The organism is Agromyces sp. NPDC057865 (genome assembly GCF_042796995.1).
GTDB lineage: Bacteria > Actinomycetota > Actinomycetes > Actinomycetales > Microbacteriaceae > Agromyces.
In genome coordinates, this window is record NZ_JBHVMJ010000004.1 from 116,749 (window position 1) to 130,386 (window position 13,638).

The following is a 13,638-nucleotide window of genomic DNA, read 5'->3' on the forward strand; positions in this document are numbered from 1 at the left end:
GATCGGCCCTCCCCCGGATCGGGGGCCGCTCAGGCGGAGCGGAGCCGCAGGCTGTTGAGCACGACGAACACGCTCGAGAACGCCATCGCCGCGCCCGCGATCATCGGGTTGAGGAATCCGGCCGCGGCGAGCGGGATCGCCGCCACGTTGTACGCGAAGGCCCAGAACAGGTTCCCGCGGATGGTCGCACGGGTCGCCCGCGCGAGGTCGATCGCGTCGGGGATGCCGGCGGGATCGTCGCGCAGCAGCGCCAGGTCGCTCGCGGACGCCGCGGCATCCGTGCCGCCGCCCATCGCGATGCCGAGGTCGGCCGCGGCGAGCGCCGCCGCGTCGTTCACGCCGTCACCGGCCATGGCGACGGAGCGCCCCTCGCCCTGCAGTCGCCGCACGAGGGCGAGCTTCTCCTCGGGCGCGAGCGCGGCGTGCACCTCGTCGATGCCGACCGCACGGGCGACGCGCTGGGCGGCGCGCGGCGCGTCGCCGGTCGCGATCGCCGGCCGGAGACCCTGGGCGCGCAGTCGCGCCACGGCTTCGCGGGCGCCGTCGCGCACGTCGTCGCCGACCTCGAGGAGCGCACGGACCTCGCCGTCCCAGCCGACCGCGACGAGCGAGGCGTCGGATGCCGCGGCGACCGCGGCGAGGTCGTCGGGCAGGCCGTGGCCGAGGCCCGCGAGGAACGTGGGACGGCCCGCGGCAGCGTCGAACCCGTCCACTCGGCCGGTCACCCCGAGGCCGCTGTGCGCCCGGAAGCCCGTGACGTCGAGGCGCGGCGCACCGGCGGCCTCCGCCCCGGCGACGACGGCACGGGCGATCGGATGCTCCGACCCCCGTTCGAGCGCGGCCACGACGCCCAGCGCCCGCGCCCCGGCGCCTTCGCGGTCGACGCCCGCGAGCCCGTCGGCACCGTTCGCGGGAGTGACCCGGAGCAGGCGCATGCGGCCGGTGGTCAGCGTGCCGGTCTTGTCGAGCAGGATCGTGTCGACGTCGGCCGTGCGGTCGAGCACCTCGGGCCCGGTGATGAGGATGCCGCGCTCCGCGCCGCGGCCCGTGCCGACGAGCACCGCGACGGGCGTCGCGAGGCCGAGGGCGCAGGGGCAGGCGATCACGAGCACGGACACGGCGGCCGTCACGGCCTGTTCGAGCGGACTCCCGGTCAGCAACCAGACCGCGGCGGTGCCGAGCGCGATGGCGATGACGATGGGCACGAAGACGGCGGCGACCCGGTCGGCGAGCCGCTGCGCCCTGGTCGCCCCGAGCTGGGCGTCCTCGACGAGGCGCGCGATCTGCGCGAGGCGCGTGTCGGCGCCCACGCGCGTCGCGCGCACCACGAGCCGGCCGCCGTCCACGATGGTCGCCGCGGTCACGGCCGACCCGGGCGCCACGTCGACGGGCGCGGGCTCGCCCGTGAGCATGCTCTGGTCGACCCCGGCCTCGCCCTCGACGACGACGCCGTCGGCGGCGATGCGCTCGCCGGGCCGTACTGCGAAGCGCCCTCCGGCCCGCAGCGCGCCGGCGGCGCTGCGCGTCTCGCGCCCCGTGTCGTCGACGAGCGTGACCTCGCGCGGTGCGAGGTCGAGGAGCGTGCGCAGGGACGCCCCGGCCCGCCGCTTCGACCGCGCCTCGATCACGCGCCCGAGGAGCAGCACCGTGACCACGCCGGCCGCGACCTCGAAGTAGACGTCGCCGCCCGGCGTGCCGCGCACCCCGAACGACCAGCCGTGGGTCATGCCGAGCTCACCGGCGTGGCCGAACCACAGCGCCCACACCGACCACGCGAAGGCGGTCAGCGTGCCCAGCGAGACGAGGGTGTCCATCGTGAGGCCGCCGTGGCGCAGGTTCACGGCGGCGGCGCGGTGGAACGGCCAGCCGCCCCACAGCACGACCGGCGTCGCCAGCACGAGCGACACCCACTGCCACCCCGGGAACTGCAGTGCGGGCGCCATCGCGAGTACGACCACGGGCACGGTGAGCACCGCGGAGACGAGGAGGCGCAGGCGAAGCGGGTCGCGCCGCGGCGCGGGCTCGGGGAGGTCGGTGGGTGGGGCGACGGGCGGCTGCGGTGCGAGGGCGGGCTGCGGTGCGGAGGCCTGATCCGGCGCGGGATCGACCGGCCGCGCGGTGATCGTCACGGGCACGGGCGTCCGCGCCGTCAGGTCGAGGGGACGCGCCGTGATCGTCACGGGCACCGGCGTCCGGGACGCGACCGCCGTCGCCGACTCCCCCGCCGCGCGCGTGCTCACCGACGCGGCGTACCCGGCCGACCGCACGGCCTCGACGAGCTCCGCCACCTCCACGCCGGGCGCATAGCTCACCCGGGCGCGCTCGGTCGCGAGGTTCACCTGCGCGTGCACGCCGTCGATGCGCTCGAGGCGCCGCTCCACGCGCGACACGCAGCTCGCGCAGGTCATGCCCTCGATGTCGAGGTCGACCGTGAGCTCGTCGTGCTGGGGGGTCATCCGCGCATCCTCCGTGGTGTTCGTGAGGTGACCACGATACCCACAGGGGGTATATGGCGCAAACGAGGTATCCTGTTCGGGTGATCGATGACATCAAGAAGCGCGCCCTGCACCGCACCAAGATCATCGAGGGCCAGCTGCGCGGCATCGAGAAGATGATCGAGAACGAGGACTACTGCGTCGACATCATCACGCTGTCGCTGGCCGTGCAGAAGTCGCTCGGCTCCCTGAACAAGCTCCTCGTCGAGAACCACCTCCGCACCCACGTGAGCGAGATGTACGAGGCGGGCGGCGAGCAGCGCGACGCCGCGGTCGCCGAGCTGCTGCGCATCTTCGAGCTGTCGAACAACCGGGGGTAGTCGAGCGGATGCCGCGTCGAACGCCGGCCGACGCCCTCGCCGACGGGCCGCTCGTGCTCGACGGCGGCCTCGGCACGCGCCTCGACGAGCGCGGCGCCGACGTGTCGAGTGCCCTCTGGAGCGCCGCCGTGCTCGCCGAGCGCCCCGAACTCGTGCTCGACGTGCACCGCGAGTACCTCGCGGCCGGGGCCGACGTCGTGATCTCGGCCTCCTACCAGGTCTCCCACGACGGCTTCGCGCGTGCCGGGCTCGATCGCGCGACCACCGACGCGATCCTCGCCCGCAGCGTCGAGCTCGCCCGCCGCGCCTGCGACGAGGCGGGACACGGCTTCGTCGCGGCATCCGTCGGCCCCTACGGCGCGACGCTCGGCGACGGCTCGGAGTACCGCGACCTCGGGCTCGGCGTGGCGGAGCTCCGCGCCTGGCACCGCGACCGACTGCGCGTGCTCGCCGACGCGGCGCCCGACCTGCTCGCCGTCGAGACCGTGGCGACGCTCGCCGAGGTGGAGGCGATCGTCGCCGAGCTCGACGGCGTCGGCGTACCCGCATGGGTGTCGGTCACGGCCGCCGGCGGGCGCCTGCGCAGCGGCGAGCCGATCGCCGAGGCCCTGACGCTCGCGTCCGCGAGCGACGACGTGCTCGCCGTGGGCGTCAACTGCTGCCCGCCCGATGAGGTGGCCGGCGCCATCGTCGCGGCGCGAGCGGCGACGCCGAAGCCGGTCGTCGTCTACCCGAACAGCGGCGAGCGATGGGATGCCGCCTTGCGCACCTGGCACGGCACGGGCGCGTTCCCCGAAGCCCTCGTGCGCGAGTGGCGCGAGGCGGGCGCCGCGCTCATCGGCGGCTGCTGCCGCACCGGACCCGACGACGTCCGCACGGTCGCCCGCGTCCTGCGATCGGGTCGATAGGTCCACCACCCGCAACACGAGGAAGGAGCCGCGCATGCCGCGCATCGAGCTCGTCATGGGAGACATCACCGCGGAGCGCGTCGACGCGATCGTGAACGCCGCCAACTCGGGCCTCCTCGGTGGCGGTGGCGTCGACGGCGCGATCCACCGCGCGGGCGGACCCGAGATCCTCGCGGAGTGCCGCGCCCTGCGCGCGACCGTGCTCCCCGACGGGCTTCCCACGGGCGACGCCGTGGCCACGGGCGCCGGCCGGCTCGCCGCCCGCTGGGTCGTGCACGCGGTCGGCCCCGTCTGGCCCGGCCCGGGCGCCGAGGCCGACGCACGACGACTGCTGCTCGCCTCGGCGTACCGCAACTCGGCGCGCGTCGCGCATGAGCTCGGCGCGGCATCCGTCGCCTTCCCGGCCATCTCGGCCGGCATCTACGGCTGGCCGGCCGACGACGCCGCACTCGTCGCGCTCGAGACCACGGCCGGTGCGGATGCCGCGCCCGCACTCGTGCGGTTCGTGCTGTTCTCCGACCGCATGCACGACGAGTTCCGTGTCGCCGCCGAGCGCCTCGGACTCGACGTGGCCTGAACCCCGCCGAGGACGTCCCGGGATCAGGTCCCGGGCGCGGTCACCGCGAGCCACTGGTCGAGCTCGCTCGGCTGGTCGGTGATGATGCCGTCGACGCCGAGCGCACTCACCTCCTCCCACCGCTCGTGCGTGTTCAGCGTGTAGCAGAGCACCGCGACGCCGGCCGCGTGGGCCGCATCGAGCGCCCCCGGCACGGCGGTGACGGATGCCGCGGTGGTGCCGAACCCGATGATGCCGAGCCGCTCGGCGAGCGGCACCGGGTTCGCGGGAAGCTCGCGGATGAGCATGATGCGCGGCGTCGTCGGCGACACCTGCTGCACGGCGAACAGCGTCTCGAGGCTGAAGCTCTGCAGCACGACCCGCCCACGCAGCTGGTGCCGCTCGATGAGATCGACCACCTGGCGCACCTGGTCGGGCCGCCAGTCGGCCTTCAGCTCGACGAGGGCGCGTGCGGTCTCGCGCTCGGCGAGCGCGCCGAGGAACCGGTCGAGCGTGGGCATCCGCTCCCCCGCGTGCTCCCGTCCGTACCACGCGCCGACATCGAGGCGCTCGAGCTCGGCGAGGTCGAGGTCCCCGACGGTGCGGTGATCCCCCGTGATGCGCTCGAGCGTGGTGTCGTGGAACAGCACCGGCACGCCGTCGCGGCTGAGCTGCACGTCGGTCTCGACGAACGCGAGGTCGTCCATCGCGAGCTCGAGCGACGGCATGGTGTTCTCGGGCGCCTCGGCGCGGTCGCCGCGATGGCCGACGATGAACGCGGCCTCGCCGGGGAGCCGGAGCGCCCCGAACACGTCGACGGCGGAGGCGGTGGTGGGCGTCGCGGCGACGATCAGCAGGGCGGCGGTCGCGAGGGTGCCGACGAGCGCGCACGCGATGCGCACGGCGCGGCGGAGGGTTCGGGTCACGGGCGTCGGGCCTTTCCACCGTCGCGCGTCATTGCGCGAACGGTGCCCGTCACCCTAGCAGCATCGTTACCGTTTCGTTACCTCCCCCGTTCACGGGCCCGCGCGCTCGCCTCCGCCTCGGCCGTGATCCGGTTCGCCATGCCGGAGAAGATCACGTCGTGGAACGGCACGATCGCCCACCAGTACAGGCGTCCCGACAGTCCCTTCGGGAAGAACACCGCGCGCTGCCGGTAGTCGGAGCCTCCGTCGACGTCGCTCGTCGCGAGCTCGAGCCACGCGCGGCCGGGCACGCGCATCTCGGCGCGGAGCCGCAGCGACCTCCCACGGTCGATCGCCTCCACACGCCAGAAGTCCACCGCGTCGCCCACGTGCAGCTCGTCGGCGTCGCGGCGGCCGCGCCGCAGGCCGACGCCGCCGAAGAGCTTGTCGATCCAGCCGCGGACCGCCCACAGCAGTGGGAACGAGTACCAGCCGTTCTCGCCGCCCACCCCCTCGATGACGCGCCAGACGTCGTCGGCCGGCGCCGTCGAGCGCTGCTCGCGCTCGTCGACGTACACCGTGTGGCCCGCCCACTCGGGGTCGCTCGGCAACGGGTCGCTCGGCGCCCCGAGCACCTGGGCGTTGCGCCAGCTCGTCTCGACCTCGCCCTCCCGCTCGCGCTCGAGCGCGAGCCGCACGGCCGTGCGGTACGGCAGCAGTCCCTCGGCGGGCGGCGGGATGACCGCGTCGATGTCGTGGTCGCGCATCACGCAGTCGTACTGCAGCGACTCGATGATCGGCACGGCGAGCCGCCGTGGGATCGGCGTCACGAGGTTCACCCATTGCCCCGCCAGCCACGGCGTGAGCACCGGCAGCGCCGCGATCGGCCGCTGCGGGAGCCCGGCCTCGACCGCGTACCCGTTCATGAGCTGCCCGTAGCGGTACACGTCGGGGCCGCCGATGTCGAACGCCCGGTTCACGTCGGCGGGCACCTCCGCGGCACGGATCAGGTAGTGCAGCACGTCGCGCACGGCGATCGGCTGGATGTTGCTGCGCACCCACCGCGGCGCGGGCATGTACGGCAGCACCTCCGTGAGGTGCCGGATCATCTCGAACGACGTCGACCCCGACCCGATGATGACGCCCGCCTGCAGCACCACCGTCGGGACGCCGGAGCCGAGCAGCACCTCGCCAACCTCGGCACGGGAGCGCAGGTGCCGCGAGAGGCGCACGCCCTCGGGATGCAGTCCGCCGAGGTACACGATGCGACCCACGCCGTGCTCGCGGGCGGAAGCCGCCACGTTCCGAGCGATCTCGACCTCGATCGACTCGAAGTCGCCCCGTCCGCCCATCGAGTGCACGAGGTAGTACACGACCTCGATGCCGTCCATCGCGCGATCGACGGCGGCCCGGTCGCCGAGGTCGCCGGCGACGACGTCGACGGATGCCGCCCATGGCACGTCGCGCAGCCGCTCGGGCTGCCGCACGAGGACGCGCACGTCGTGGCCCGCCCCGATCAGTCGGGGCACCAGGCGACCGCCGATGTAGCCGGTCGCCCCGGTCACGAGCACTCGCATGCGCCACCCCCGTCGCGATCCCGCCGACGGACGCGCGGCGTCAGGACCGTTCGTTCCCTCGACGATAGTCACCGCTCGCGCGGGCCAGGAGGTGCTGCGCCTGTGAATCGTCCGCACGTTGCAGCGCGACGACGAGCCGGGCGGCGTCGCCGCCGCCCACCGTCATGACGACGCGCCCGCCACGTGAGACGAGCACGCCGCCCTGCTTGGTGACGCGCCAGTCGAACGGGTCCGCCGCCAGGCGGCCCCGCTCGTCGGACGCGCCGTTGCGTCCTGACATCGCTAGCGCAGGCTCTTCGTGTGCCAGACCGTCTTCGTCTCGGTGAACGCGCTGATCCGGCCGAGCGCGGGCGCCGCGGCATCGGGGCCCGACTCGGGTCGCAGCACGCGCTTCAGCGTGTCGGCGGCCGCGACCTCGAGCGAGATCCAGTCGAGGTCGCCCGCGCCCACGAGGTCGAGCGCGTTCACGTCGCTGTGGCTCGCGAGCCACGGCGCGATCTCGGCGGTCGAGCCGGTGAGCACGTTGACGACGCCCTTCGGCACGTCGCTCGTGGCGAGGACCTCGGCCAGGCTGATCGCCGACAGCGGGTACCGCTCGCTCGCGACGACCACGACCGAGTTGCCCGCGACGAGCGCCGGCGCGACGGCCGACACGAAGCCGAGGAGCGACGAGTCCTGCGGCGCGACGATCGCGACCACACCCGTGGGCTCGGGCACCGAGATGTTGAAGTACGGACCGGCGACCGGGTTGGCGTTGCCGGCGACCTGGGCGAACTTGTCGGCCCATCCGGCGTACCAGACCCACCGGTCGATCGACTCGTCGACCTGCGCCGAGGCGACCGCACGGGACACGCCCTCGGCCTCCTCGATCTCGGCGACGAACTGCGCGCGACGACCCTCGAGCAGCTCGGCGATGCGGTAGAGCACCTGGCCGCGGTTGTAGGCGGTTGCGCCGCCCCAGCCGCCGACCGCGCCGCGCGCCGCGACGATCGCGTCGCGGGCGTCCTTGCGGGACGCCTTCGCGACGTTGGCGAGGAACCCTCCGTCGGCCCGCATGATCTCGTAGGTGCGGCCGGACTCGCTGCGCGGGAAGGCGCCGTTGATGTAGAGCTTGTACGTCTTCGGCACGGCGAGGCGGCTCATCGCTTCGATCCCTTCGTCGCGGTCTTGGTCGTTCGGGACGAGCGGACGGCCCGACGGGACTTCGGCGCGGCCGCGGCATCCGCCGACTCGACCGCGGCACGCAACGCGGGTCGCGACAGCGCGGACTGGCCGATCGGGGCCGGCGAGAGGTACGCGGCGAGGCCGTGACGGCCGCCCTCGCGCCCGTAGCCCGACTCCTTGTAGCCGCCGAACGGGCTCGAGGGGTCGAAGCGGTTGAACGTGTTCGCCCAGATCACGCCCGCGCGCAGCTGGTCGGCGACCGCCAGGATGCGGCTGCCCTTGTCGGTCCAGATGCCCGCCGACAGGCCGTAGGGCGTGTTGTTCGCCTTGGCGATCGCCTCGGCCGGCGTGCGGAAGGTGAGGACCGACAGCACCGGGCCGAAGATCTCCTCGCGGGCGATGCGGCTCGACGTCTGCACGTTCGTGAAGATCGTCGGCGCGTACCAGAACCCGTTCTCGGGGATCGCGCACGGCGCGCTCCACCGGTCGGCGCCCTCGGCGACGCCGATGTCGGAGAGCTCGCGGATGCGCTCGAGCTGCTCCTTCGAGTTGATCGCGCCGATGTCGGTGTTCTTGTCGAGCGGGTCGCCGAGGCGCAGCGTCGACAGGCGCAGCTTCAGGCGCTCGACGACCTCGTCGTGGATGTTCTCCTGCACGAGCAGGCGCGAGCCGGCGCAGCACACGTGGCCCTGGTTGAAGAAGATGCCGTTGACGATGCCCTCGATCGCCTGGTCGATGGGCGCGTCGTCGAACACGATGTTCGCGGCCTTGCCGCCGAGCTCGAGCGTGGCCTTCTTGTCGGTGCCCGCGATCTCCTTGGCGATCGCGCGGCCCACGGCGGTGGAGCCCGTGAACGCGACCTTGTCGACGCCCTCGGCCGACACCAGCGCGGCGCCCGTGTCGCCAGCGCCCGTGATGATGTTCACGACGCCGGGCGGCAGGTCGGCCTGCTGCAGGATTTCGGCGAAGATCAGCGCCGTGAGCGGCGTCGTCTCGGCAGGCTTCAGCACCACCGTGTTGCCGGCGGCGAGCGCGGGCGCGATCTTCCACGCGAGCATGAGCAGCGGGAAGTTCCACGGGATGACCTGCGCGGCGACGCCGAGCGAGCGGGGGTTCGCGCCGAGGCCCGCGTGGTCGAGCTTGTCGGCCCAGCCGGCGTAGTAGAAGAACCACGCGGCCACGAGGGGCACGTCGACGTCGCGCGACTCCTTGATGGGCTTGCCGTTGTCGAGCGACTCGGCGACGGCGAGCTCGCGGGCACGCTCCTGCACGAGACGTGCGATGCGGAACAGGTACTTGCCGCGGTCGCGGCCGCTCATGCGCGACCAAGTGCGGTCGTAGGCGCGGCGCGCAGCCGCGACGGCGTCGGCGACATCCGCCTCGTTCGCGTTGGCGATCTCGGCGATGCGCTCCTCGGTCGCGGGCGAGATGGTCTGGAAGGGCGTGCCGCGGCCGTCGACGAACTCGCCGTCGATGAAGAGGCCGTAGCGGTCGCGGAGGTTGAGGATCGCCCGCGATTCGGGGGCGGGTGCGTATTCGAGGAAGCTCATGAGGAAGTGCTCTCGTCTCAGTCGATCGTCACGTAGTCGGGGCCGGAGTAGTGTCCGGTGGTCATCTTCTGGCGCTGCAGCAGCACGTCGTTGAGGAGGCTCGACGCGCCGAAGCGGAACAGGTGCGGCACGAGCCACTCCTCGCCGACCGTCTCGGCGACGGTCACGAGGTAGCGGATCGCGTCCTTCGAGGCGCGGATGCCGCCCGCGGGCTTCACGCCGATGCGCTGGCCGGTCAGCAGGTGCCAGTCGCGCACGACCTCGAGCATGAGGAGCGTGACCGGGAGCGTGGCCGCCGGCTGCACCTTGCCCGTCGAGGTCTTGATGAAGTCGCCGCCCGCGAGGATCGAGAGCCACGACGCGCGGCGCACGTTGTCGTACGTCACGAGCTCGCCGGTCTCGAGGATCACCTTGAGGCTCGCGGCCGTGCCGTCGGGCCGGCGGCACGCCTCCTTCACGGCGGCGATCTGGTCGAACACCTCGCCGTAGCGGCCGGCGAGGAACGCGCCGCGGTCGATGACCATGTCGATCTCGTCGGCGCCGGCGGCGACGGCCTCGGCCGTGTCCGCGAGCTTGATCTCGAGCGACGACCGGCCGCTCGGGAAGGCGGTCGCCACCGCGGCGACGGAGATGAGTCCGTCGTCGGGGTCGCCGTGCACCGAGCCGAGCGCGTCGATCGCGACGGGCACCATGTCGCCGTACACGCACACGGCGGCGACGCGCGGCGTCGTGGCATCCGACGGGTCGGGGGTCATCGCCTTGGCGACGAGGGAGCGGACCTTGCCCGGTGTGTCGGCGCCCTCGAGCGTCGTGAGGTCGATGAGCGTGATGATCTTGTCGAGCGCCCACTGCTTGGACGACGTCTTGATCGAGCGCGTGGCGAGCGACGCGGCGCGCTGCTCGAGGCCGACGGCGTCGACGCCCGCGATGCCGTGCAGGTAGCGCCCGAGCGTGGCGTCGTCGGGTTCGCCGCCGAGCACGGCGAGCGCGCGCTCCCGGGCGGTGACGAGGGAGGTGCCTGACATGGTGGTGACCTGGCTTTCGTGTGAGGTGTGCTGGGCGGGCCCGATGGGTGCGCGTCAGCCGTCGAGGAGGTGGAGGGCGGTGGCCTCGTCGGTGACGAGCACCGTGCAGAGCCCCGAGCGCACGACGGCGTCGGCGACGGCGTGCTTGGCCTCGCCGGCGATCACGGCGATCGCGAGCGACGAGTCGCGCAGCTCGTCGAGCGTGAGGCCGACCGTGCGGGCGTCGAGCGCGGGGTCGACGATGTTGCCGTCGGAGTCGAGGTAGCGGCCGACGACGTCGCCGACGGCGCCCTTCTGCACGAGCACGTCGACGTCGGCGCCCGAGAGGTAGCCGCTCTCGACGTGCACGGAGTTGTGGTCGGCGGCGCCCGCGCTGAACAGGTAGGCGTCGGCCGAACGGGCGAGCTCGATGACGCCGGCGACGACGCGGTCGGCCTCGATGGCCTCCTTCGTCGCGAGACGCTCGAGGATGGCGGGGCTCGGCAGCAGGGTGGCGCTGCCGCCGCCCTTCTGCGCGATGCCCACGGCGGTGGCCGCGGCGGTGCCGGCCCGGCGGTTGAGGCTCACCCCGCCGTTGATCTGCACGACGTTGACGCCCGTGGCCCAGCCGTTGCGCAGGTGCTGCGAGATCTCGAAGAGCGTGCGGCCCCAGCTCACGCCGAGCGTGCGGGGCACGGGGCGGAGCGCCGTGAGGTAGTCGGCGGCCGCCTGCGCGGTGCGCTCCTGCAGCTCCTCGGGCGAGTGCACGCCCGCCGTCGACACGACGATCGCGTCGGCGAGCCCGCGCTCGTCGCGCAGTCGTCGCTCGATGGCCAGGCGTCGGGCCCGCGGATGCAGGATCTCGATGCGGATGAACCCGCGCTGCTTCGCCTGCGCGAGGAGGCGCCCGACCTTCCACCGGGTCAGGCGCAGCGCCTGCCCGATCTCGTCCTGGGTCTTGTTCTCCTCGTAGTAGAGCTCGGCAGCCCGGATCGAGAGGAGTTCGTCGATCTCGTCCACACCTGTCCCTTCGCCGCATTCCAGCGTAGGCAGGCCGTCGCTCATCGGCAACACTCGCGGGCGATCCTGCTCATATGAGCAGCGAGCGAGCGGATGCCGCGCGCCGACGCACCGCGACGAGCACGGCTGTCCGGGCGGGCGCGCACGCCCGCGCGGACACGCGGGGCACGCCCGCACGGGAGACCGGTCGTCGGCAGGCGCCGGACACCTCAGCGGGCGCGCTCGTCCTCGAAGTAACGGGGACGCGCGGCGACGACGCCGGCGATCGCGGCGGGGATGATCGACGCGAGCAGGAACAGGAGCGGCCACGTCCAGCCGCCGAAGGCCTCGTGCAGGAGGCCGACCGCAAGAGGCCCGATCGCCACGATGAAGTAGCCGACCGACTGCACGAACCCCGAGAGCGCGACCGATCCCGAGTGCGTGCGGGTGCGGAGGTTGACGAGCACGAGCGTGAGCGGGAACAGCAGCGGGCCGTTGCCGATGAGCGCGACCCAGAGCCAGGTCGCCGTCGCGGGAACGAGCAGCAGCCCGAGGTAGCCGATGATGAACGACACGATCGCGATGCCCACGAGCAGCTTCACGTGCCCCCAGCGCGCGGCGACGATCGGCACGATGATGCTCGCCGGCAGGCCCATCGCGGCGAACAGCGAGAGCAGCGCGCCGGCCTGGGCGGGCGTCGTGCCGGCGATGTCGTGCAGGATCGGCGGGAGCCACGCGAACATCGCGTAGGCGTTGATGCCGGGGATCGTGAACAGGATCGCGAGCGCCCACGCGAGCGGCGAGCGCACCGCGTAGCGGAGCAGTCCGCGCTCCGCCTCCTCGGGCAGGTCGGCCGCCCGGTCGGCGTGGGGACGCAGCATGATCGCGATCCACGGCACGAGCGAGAGCACCGCCACGAACGCCCACTCGCCGAGCGAGACGCGCCAGCCCGCGGCATCCGCCACCGGCACGGCCAGGAGCGGCGGCACGAACGTGCTCACCGACAGGGCGGTGACGTAGACGGCCGTGAGCAGGCCCACCCGGTCGGGGAAGTACCGCTTCACGAGCGGGGGCAGCAGCACGTTGCCCACGCCGATCGCCGCGAACGTGAGCGCGCTCGCCAACACGAGCCACAGCGCGTCGCCCGCGATGCCGCGGCCGAGGAGGCCGACCGTGAGCGCCGCGAGGGCGACGACGAGCGTGGGCTCGAGGTCGAACCGCTTCGCGATGAGCGGCGTCAGGATGCCGAAGATCGCGTAGCAGAGCGGCGGCAGCATGCCGAGGAACCCGACAACCGCGGGCGCGAGCGTGACGTCGTGCTCGAGGATCGTGAGGATCGGCGAAAGGGACGCCACCGCGGTGCGGAGGTTGAACGCGACGAGGACGATGCCGATGAGCGCCAGCGACCGCCCGGCCCAGAGCGGACGGGGCGAGGTCGACATCACCTTCCCGAGTCTAGGCTGGAGGCGTGGCCGACTTCGCCCGATACCTACCGCTGAGCCAGCGCTCGCGCGTCGACGAGCGCGGGGTCACGAGCGACCGTCGCGAGCCCACGGCGACCGTCCTCGGCTCGATCGCGACCGCCCTGCGCGCCGCCGACGACGATGCCTGGACGGTGCACGCCGACGACGATGCGACCACCGTCGCCGAGGCCGTGGCCGAGCTCGTGGCCGGATTCGACCGGGCGCCCGCCCGTCGCGCACTCGAGTCGGCGCAGCACGCGCTCGGCATGGGCGGCCATACGCCGTCGACCGAGGCGCAGCCCGAGGGGCCGGCGGATGCCGCGGCCGCCCTCGAGGCCCGGGCCTTCGCCATCACCGAGCGCCCGCAGCCGACGCGGCTCGTCGAGCTCGACGACGCGGTCGTGGCCGCCGTGCGCATCGGCGATGCGCTCGGAGCGCCGATCCCCGTTCCGGCGCTCGCCTCGGGCGCCGTGGCGCTGCGGCGCGCGGCGGGCGCGCCCACGCCGATCAGGGCGGTGATCTCAGGTCACAGCCTGCACGCGACGGATGCCGCGTGGACGATCGGGCACGGGCCGGTGCTCGTCGGCACGGCCCACGAGCTCATCCGCTTCCTGGCCGGCATCGGCACGCAGGCGCCGCGGCTCGCTCGTCGGGGCGAGCTGGGCGACGAGGCCTGACGGCGGGCTCGGCGCGGGCG

13 protein-coding genes are annotated in these 13,638 nt (G+C 73.5%); 4 read left to right on the forward strand and 9 right to left on the reverse strand.

The window, feature by feature from the left end; translation table 11 throughout:
* Positions 1 to 29 precede the first annotated feature (29 nt).
* Positions 30 to 2,456 carry a heavy metal translocating P-type ATPase gene (locus ACFVN5_RS18310; protein ID WP_376957050.1) on the reverse strand — a complete coding sequence of 809 codons (2,427 nt, stop codon included), beginning with the start codon at positions 2,454 to 2,456 and terminating at the stop codon, positions 30 to 32.
* 80 nt (positions 2,457 to 2,536) lie between these two features.
* On the opposite strand from ACFVN5_RS18310, the gene ACFVN5_RS18315 reads away from it, so the two are divergent.
* From ACFVN5_RS18315 to ACFVN5_RS18325, 3 genes are read left to right on the forward strand one after another with little or no spacing between them, the layout of a single operon-like run.
* Positions 2,537 to 2,815, forward strand: a complete 279-nt coding sequence (locus ACFVN5_RS18315; RefSeq protein WP_376957052.1) for a metal-sensitive transcriptional regulator — start codon at positions 2,537 to 2,539, stop codon at positions 2,813 to 2,815.
* A gap of 8 nt (positions 2,816 to 2,823) precedes the next feature.
* Positions 2,824 to 3,723, forward strand: coding sequence for a homocysteine S-methyltransferase (mmuM, locus tag ACFVN5_RS18320; protein ID WP_376957053.1), 900 nt, complete (start codon positions 2,824 to 2,826; stop codon positions 3,721 to 3,723).
* 34 nt (positions 3,724 to 3,757) lie between these two features.
* Positions 3,758 to 4,300 carry an O-acetyl-ADP-ribose deacetylase gene (locus ACFVN5_RS18325; protein WP_376957055.1) on the forward strand — a complete coding sequence of 181 codons (543 nt, stop codon included), beginning with the start codon at positions 3,758 to 3,760 and terminating at the stop codon, positions 4,298 to 4,300.
* A 23-nt stretch (positions 4,301 to 4,323) separates the two neighbouring features.
* On the opposite strand, the gene ACFVN5_RS18330 is transcribed toward ACFVN5_RS18325, so the two are convergent.
* The 8 genes from ACFVN5_RS18330 to ACFVN5_RS18365 all read right to left on the reverse strand — a co-directional run bounded on the left by ACFVN5_RS18330 (position 4,324) and on the right by ACFVN5_RS18365 (position 12,920).
* On the reverse strand, positions 4,324 to 5,205 hold the full coding sequence (locus ACFVN5_RS18330) for a glycerophosphodiester phosphodiesterase (protein ID WP_376957057.1): 882 nt from the start codon (positions 5,203 to 5,205) through the stop codon (positions 4,324 to 4,326).
* Between the two features lie 77 nt (positions 5,206 to 5,282).
* Entirely contained in the window at positions 5,283 to 6,761 is a 1,479-nt protein-coding gene (locus ACFVN5_RS18335; protein ID WP_376957059.1) for an SDR family oxidoreductase, read from the reverse strand.
* A gap of 40 nt (positions 6,762 to 6,801) precedes the next feature.
* The gene (locus tag ACFVN5_RS18340; RefSeq protein WP_376957061.1) at positions 6,802 to 7,041 is read right to left on the reverse strand and encodes a hypothetical protein; all 240 of its coding nucleotides are present in this window, start codon (positions 7,039 to 7,041) and stop codon (positions 6,802 to 6,804) included.
* Positions 7,042 to 7,043: 2 nt separating this feature from the next.
* On the reverse strand, positions 7,044 to 7,904 hold the full coding sequence (locus ACFVN5_RS18345) for an aldehyde dehydrogenase family protein (protein WP_376957063.1): 861 nt from the start codon (positions 7,902 to 7,904) through the stop codon (positions 7,044 to 7,046).
* On the reverse strand, positions 7,901 to 9,475 hold the full coding sequence (locus tag ACFVN5_RS18350) for an aldehyde dehydrogenase family protein (protein WP_376957065.1): 1,575 nt from the start codon (positions 9,473 to 9,475) through the stop codon (positions 7,901 to 7,903). Before ACFVN5_RS18350 ends, ACFVN5_RS18345 begins: the two co-directional genes overlap by 4 nt.
* 17 nt (positions 9,476 to 9,492) lie before the next feature.
* Positions 9,493 to 10,500: a deoxyribose-phosphate aldolase gene (gene deoC, locus ACFVN5_RS18355; protein ID WP_376957067.1), complete on the reverse strand. Its 1,008-nt coding sequence runs from the start codon at positions 10,498 to 10,500 to the stop codon at positions 9,493 to 9,495.
* 54 nt (positions 10,501 to 10,554) lie between these two features.
* On the reverse strand, positions 10,555 to 11,499 hold the full coding sequence (locus ACFVN5_RS18360; protein ID WP_376957069.1) for a sugar-binding transcriptional regulator: 945 nt from the start codon (positions 11,497 to 11,499) through the stop codon (positions 10,555 to 10,557).
* A gap of 209 nt (positions 11,500 to 11,708) precedes the next feature.
* The gene (locus ACFVN5_RS18365) at positions 11,709 to 12,920 is read right to left on the reverse strand and encodes a CynX/NimT family MFS transporter (RefSeq protein WP_376957071.1); all 1,212 of its coding nucleotides are present in this window, start codon (positions 12,918 to 12,920) and stop codon (positions 11,709 to 11,711) included.
* Positions 12,921 to 12,946: 26 nt separating this feature from the next.
* On the opposite strand from ACFVN5_RS18365, the gene ACFVN5_RS18370 reads away from it, so the two are divergent.
* Positions 12,947 to 13,618 carry a hypothetical protein gene (locus ACFVN5_RS18370; protein WP_376957072.1) on the forward strand — a complete coding sequence of 224 codons (672 nt, stop codon included), beginning with the start codon at positions 12,947 to 12,949 and terminating at the stop codon, positions 13,616 to 13,618.
* Positions 13,619 to 13,638: the final 20 nt, after the last annotated feature.

Bases quoted from the DNA above. Each gene is read 5' to 3' on its own strand.
- ACFVN5_RS18345 (WP_376957063.1), bottom strand. From the start codon at position 7,904: ATGAGCCGCCTCGCCGTGCCGAAGACGTACAAGCTCTACATCAACGGC.
- deoC (WP_376957067.1), bottom strand. From the start codon at position 10,500: ATGTCAGGCACCTCCCTCGTCACCGCCCGGGAGCGCGCGCTCGCCGTG.
- ACFVN5_RS18310 (WP_376957050.1), bottom strand. From the start codon at position 2,456: ATGACCCCCCAGCACGACGAGCTCACGGTCGACCTCGACATCGAGGGC.
- ACFVN5_RS18350 (WP_376957065.1), bottom strand. From the start codon at position 9,475: ATGAGCTTCCTCGAATACGCACCCGCCCCCGAATCGCGGGCGATCCTC.
- ACFVN5_RS18340 (WP_376957061.1), bottom strand. From the start codon at position 7,041: ATGTCAGGACGCAACGGCGCGTCCGACGAGCGGGGCCGCCTGGCGGCG.
- ACFVN5_RS18365 (WP_376957071.1), bottom strand. From the start codon at position 12,920: ATGTCGACCTCGCCCCGTCCGCTCTGGGCCGGGCGGTCGCTGGCGCTC.
- ACFVN5_RS18335 (WP_376957059.1), bottom strand. From the start codon at position 6,761: ATGCGAGTGCTCGTGACCGGGGCGACCGGCTACATCGGCGGTCGCCTG.
- ACFVN5_RS18325 (WP_376957055.1), top strand. From the start codon at position 3,758: ATGCCGCGCATCGAGCTCGTCATGGGAGACATCACCGCGGAGCGCGTC.
- mmuM (WP_376957053.1), top strand. From the start codon at position 2,824: ATGCCGCGTCGAACGCCGGCCGACGCCCTCGCCGACGGGCCGCTCGTG.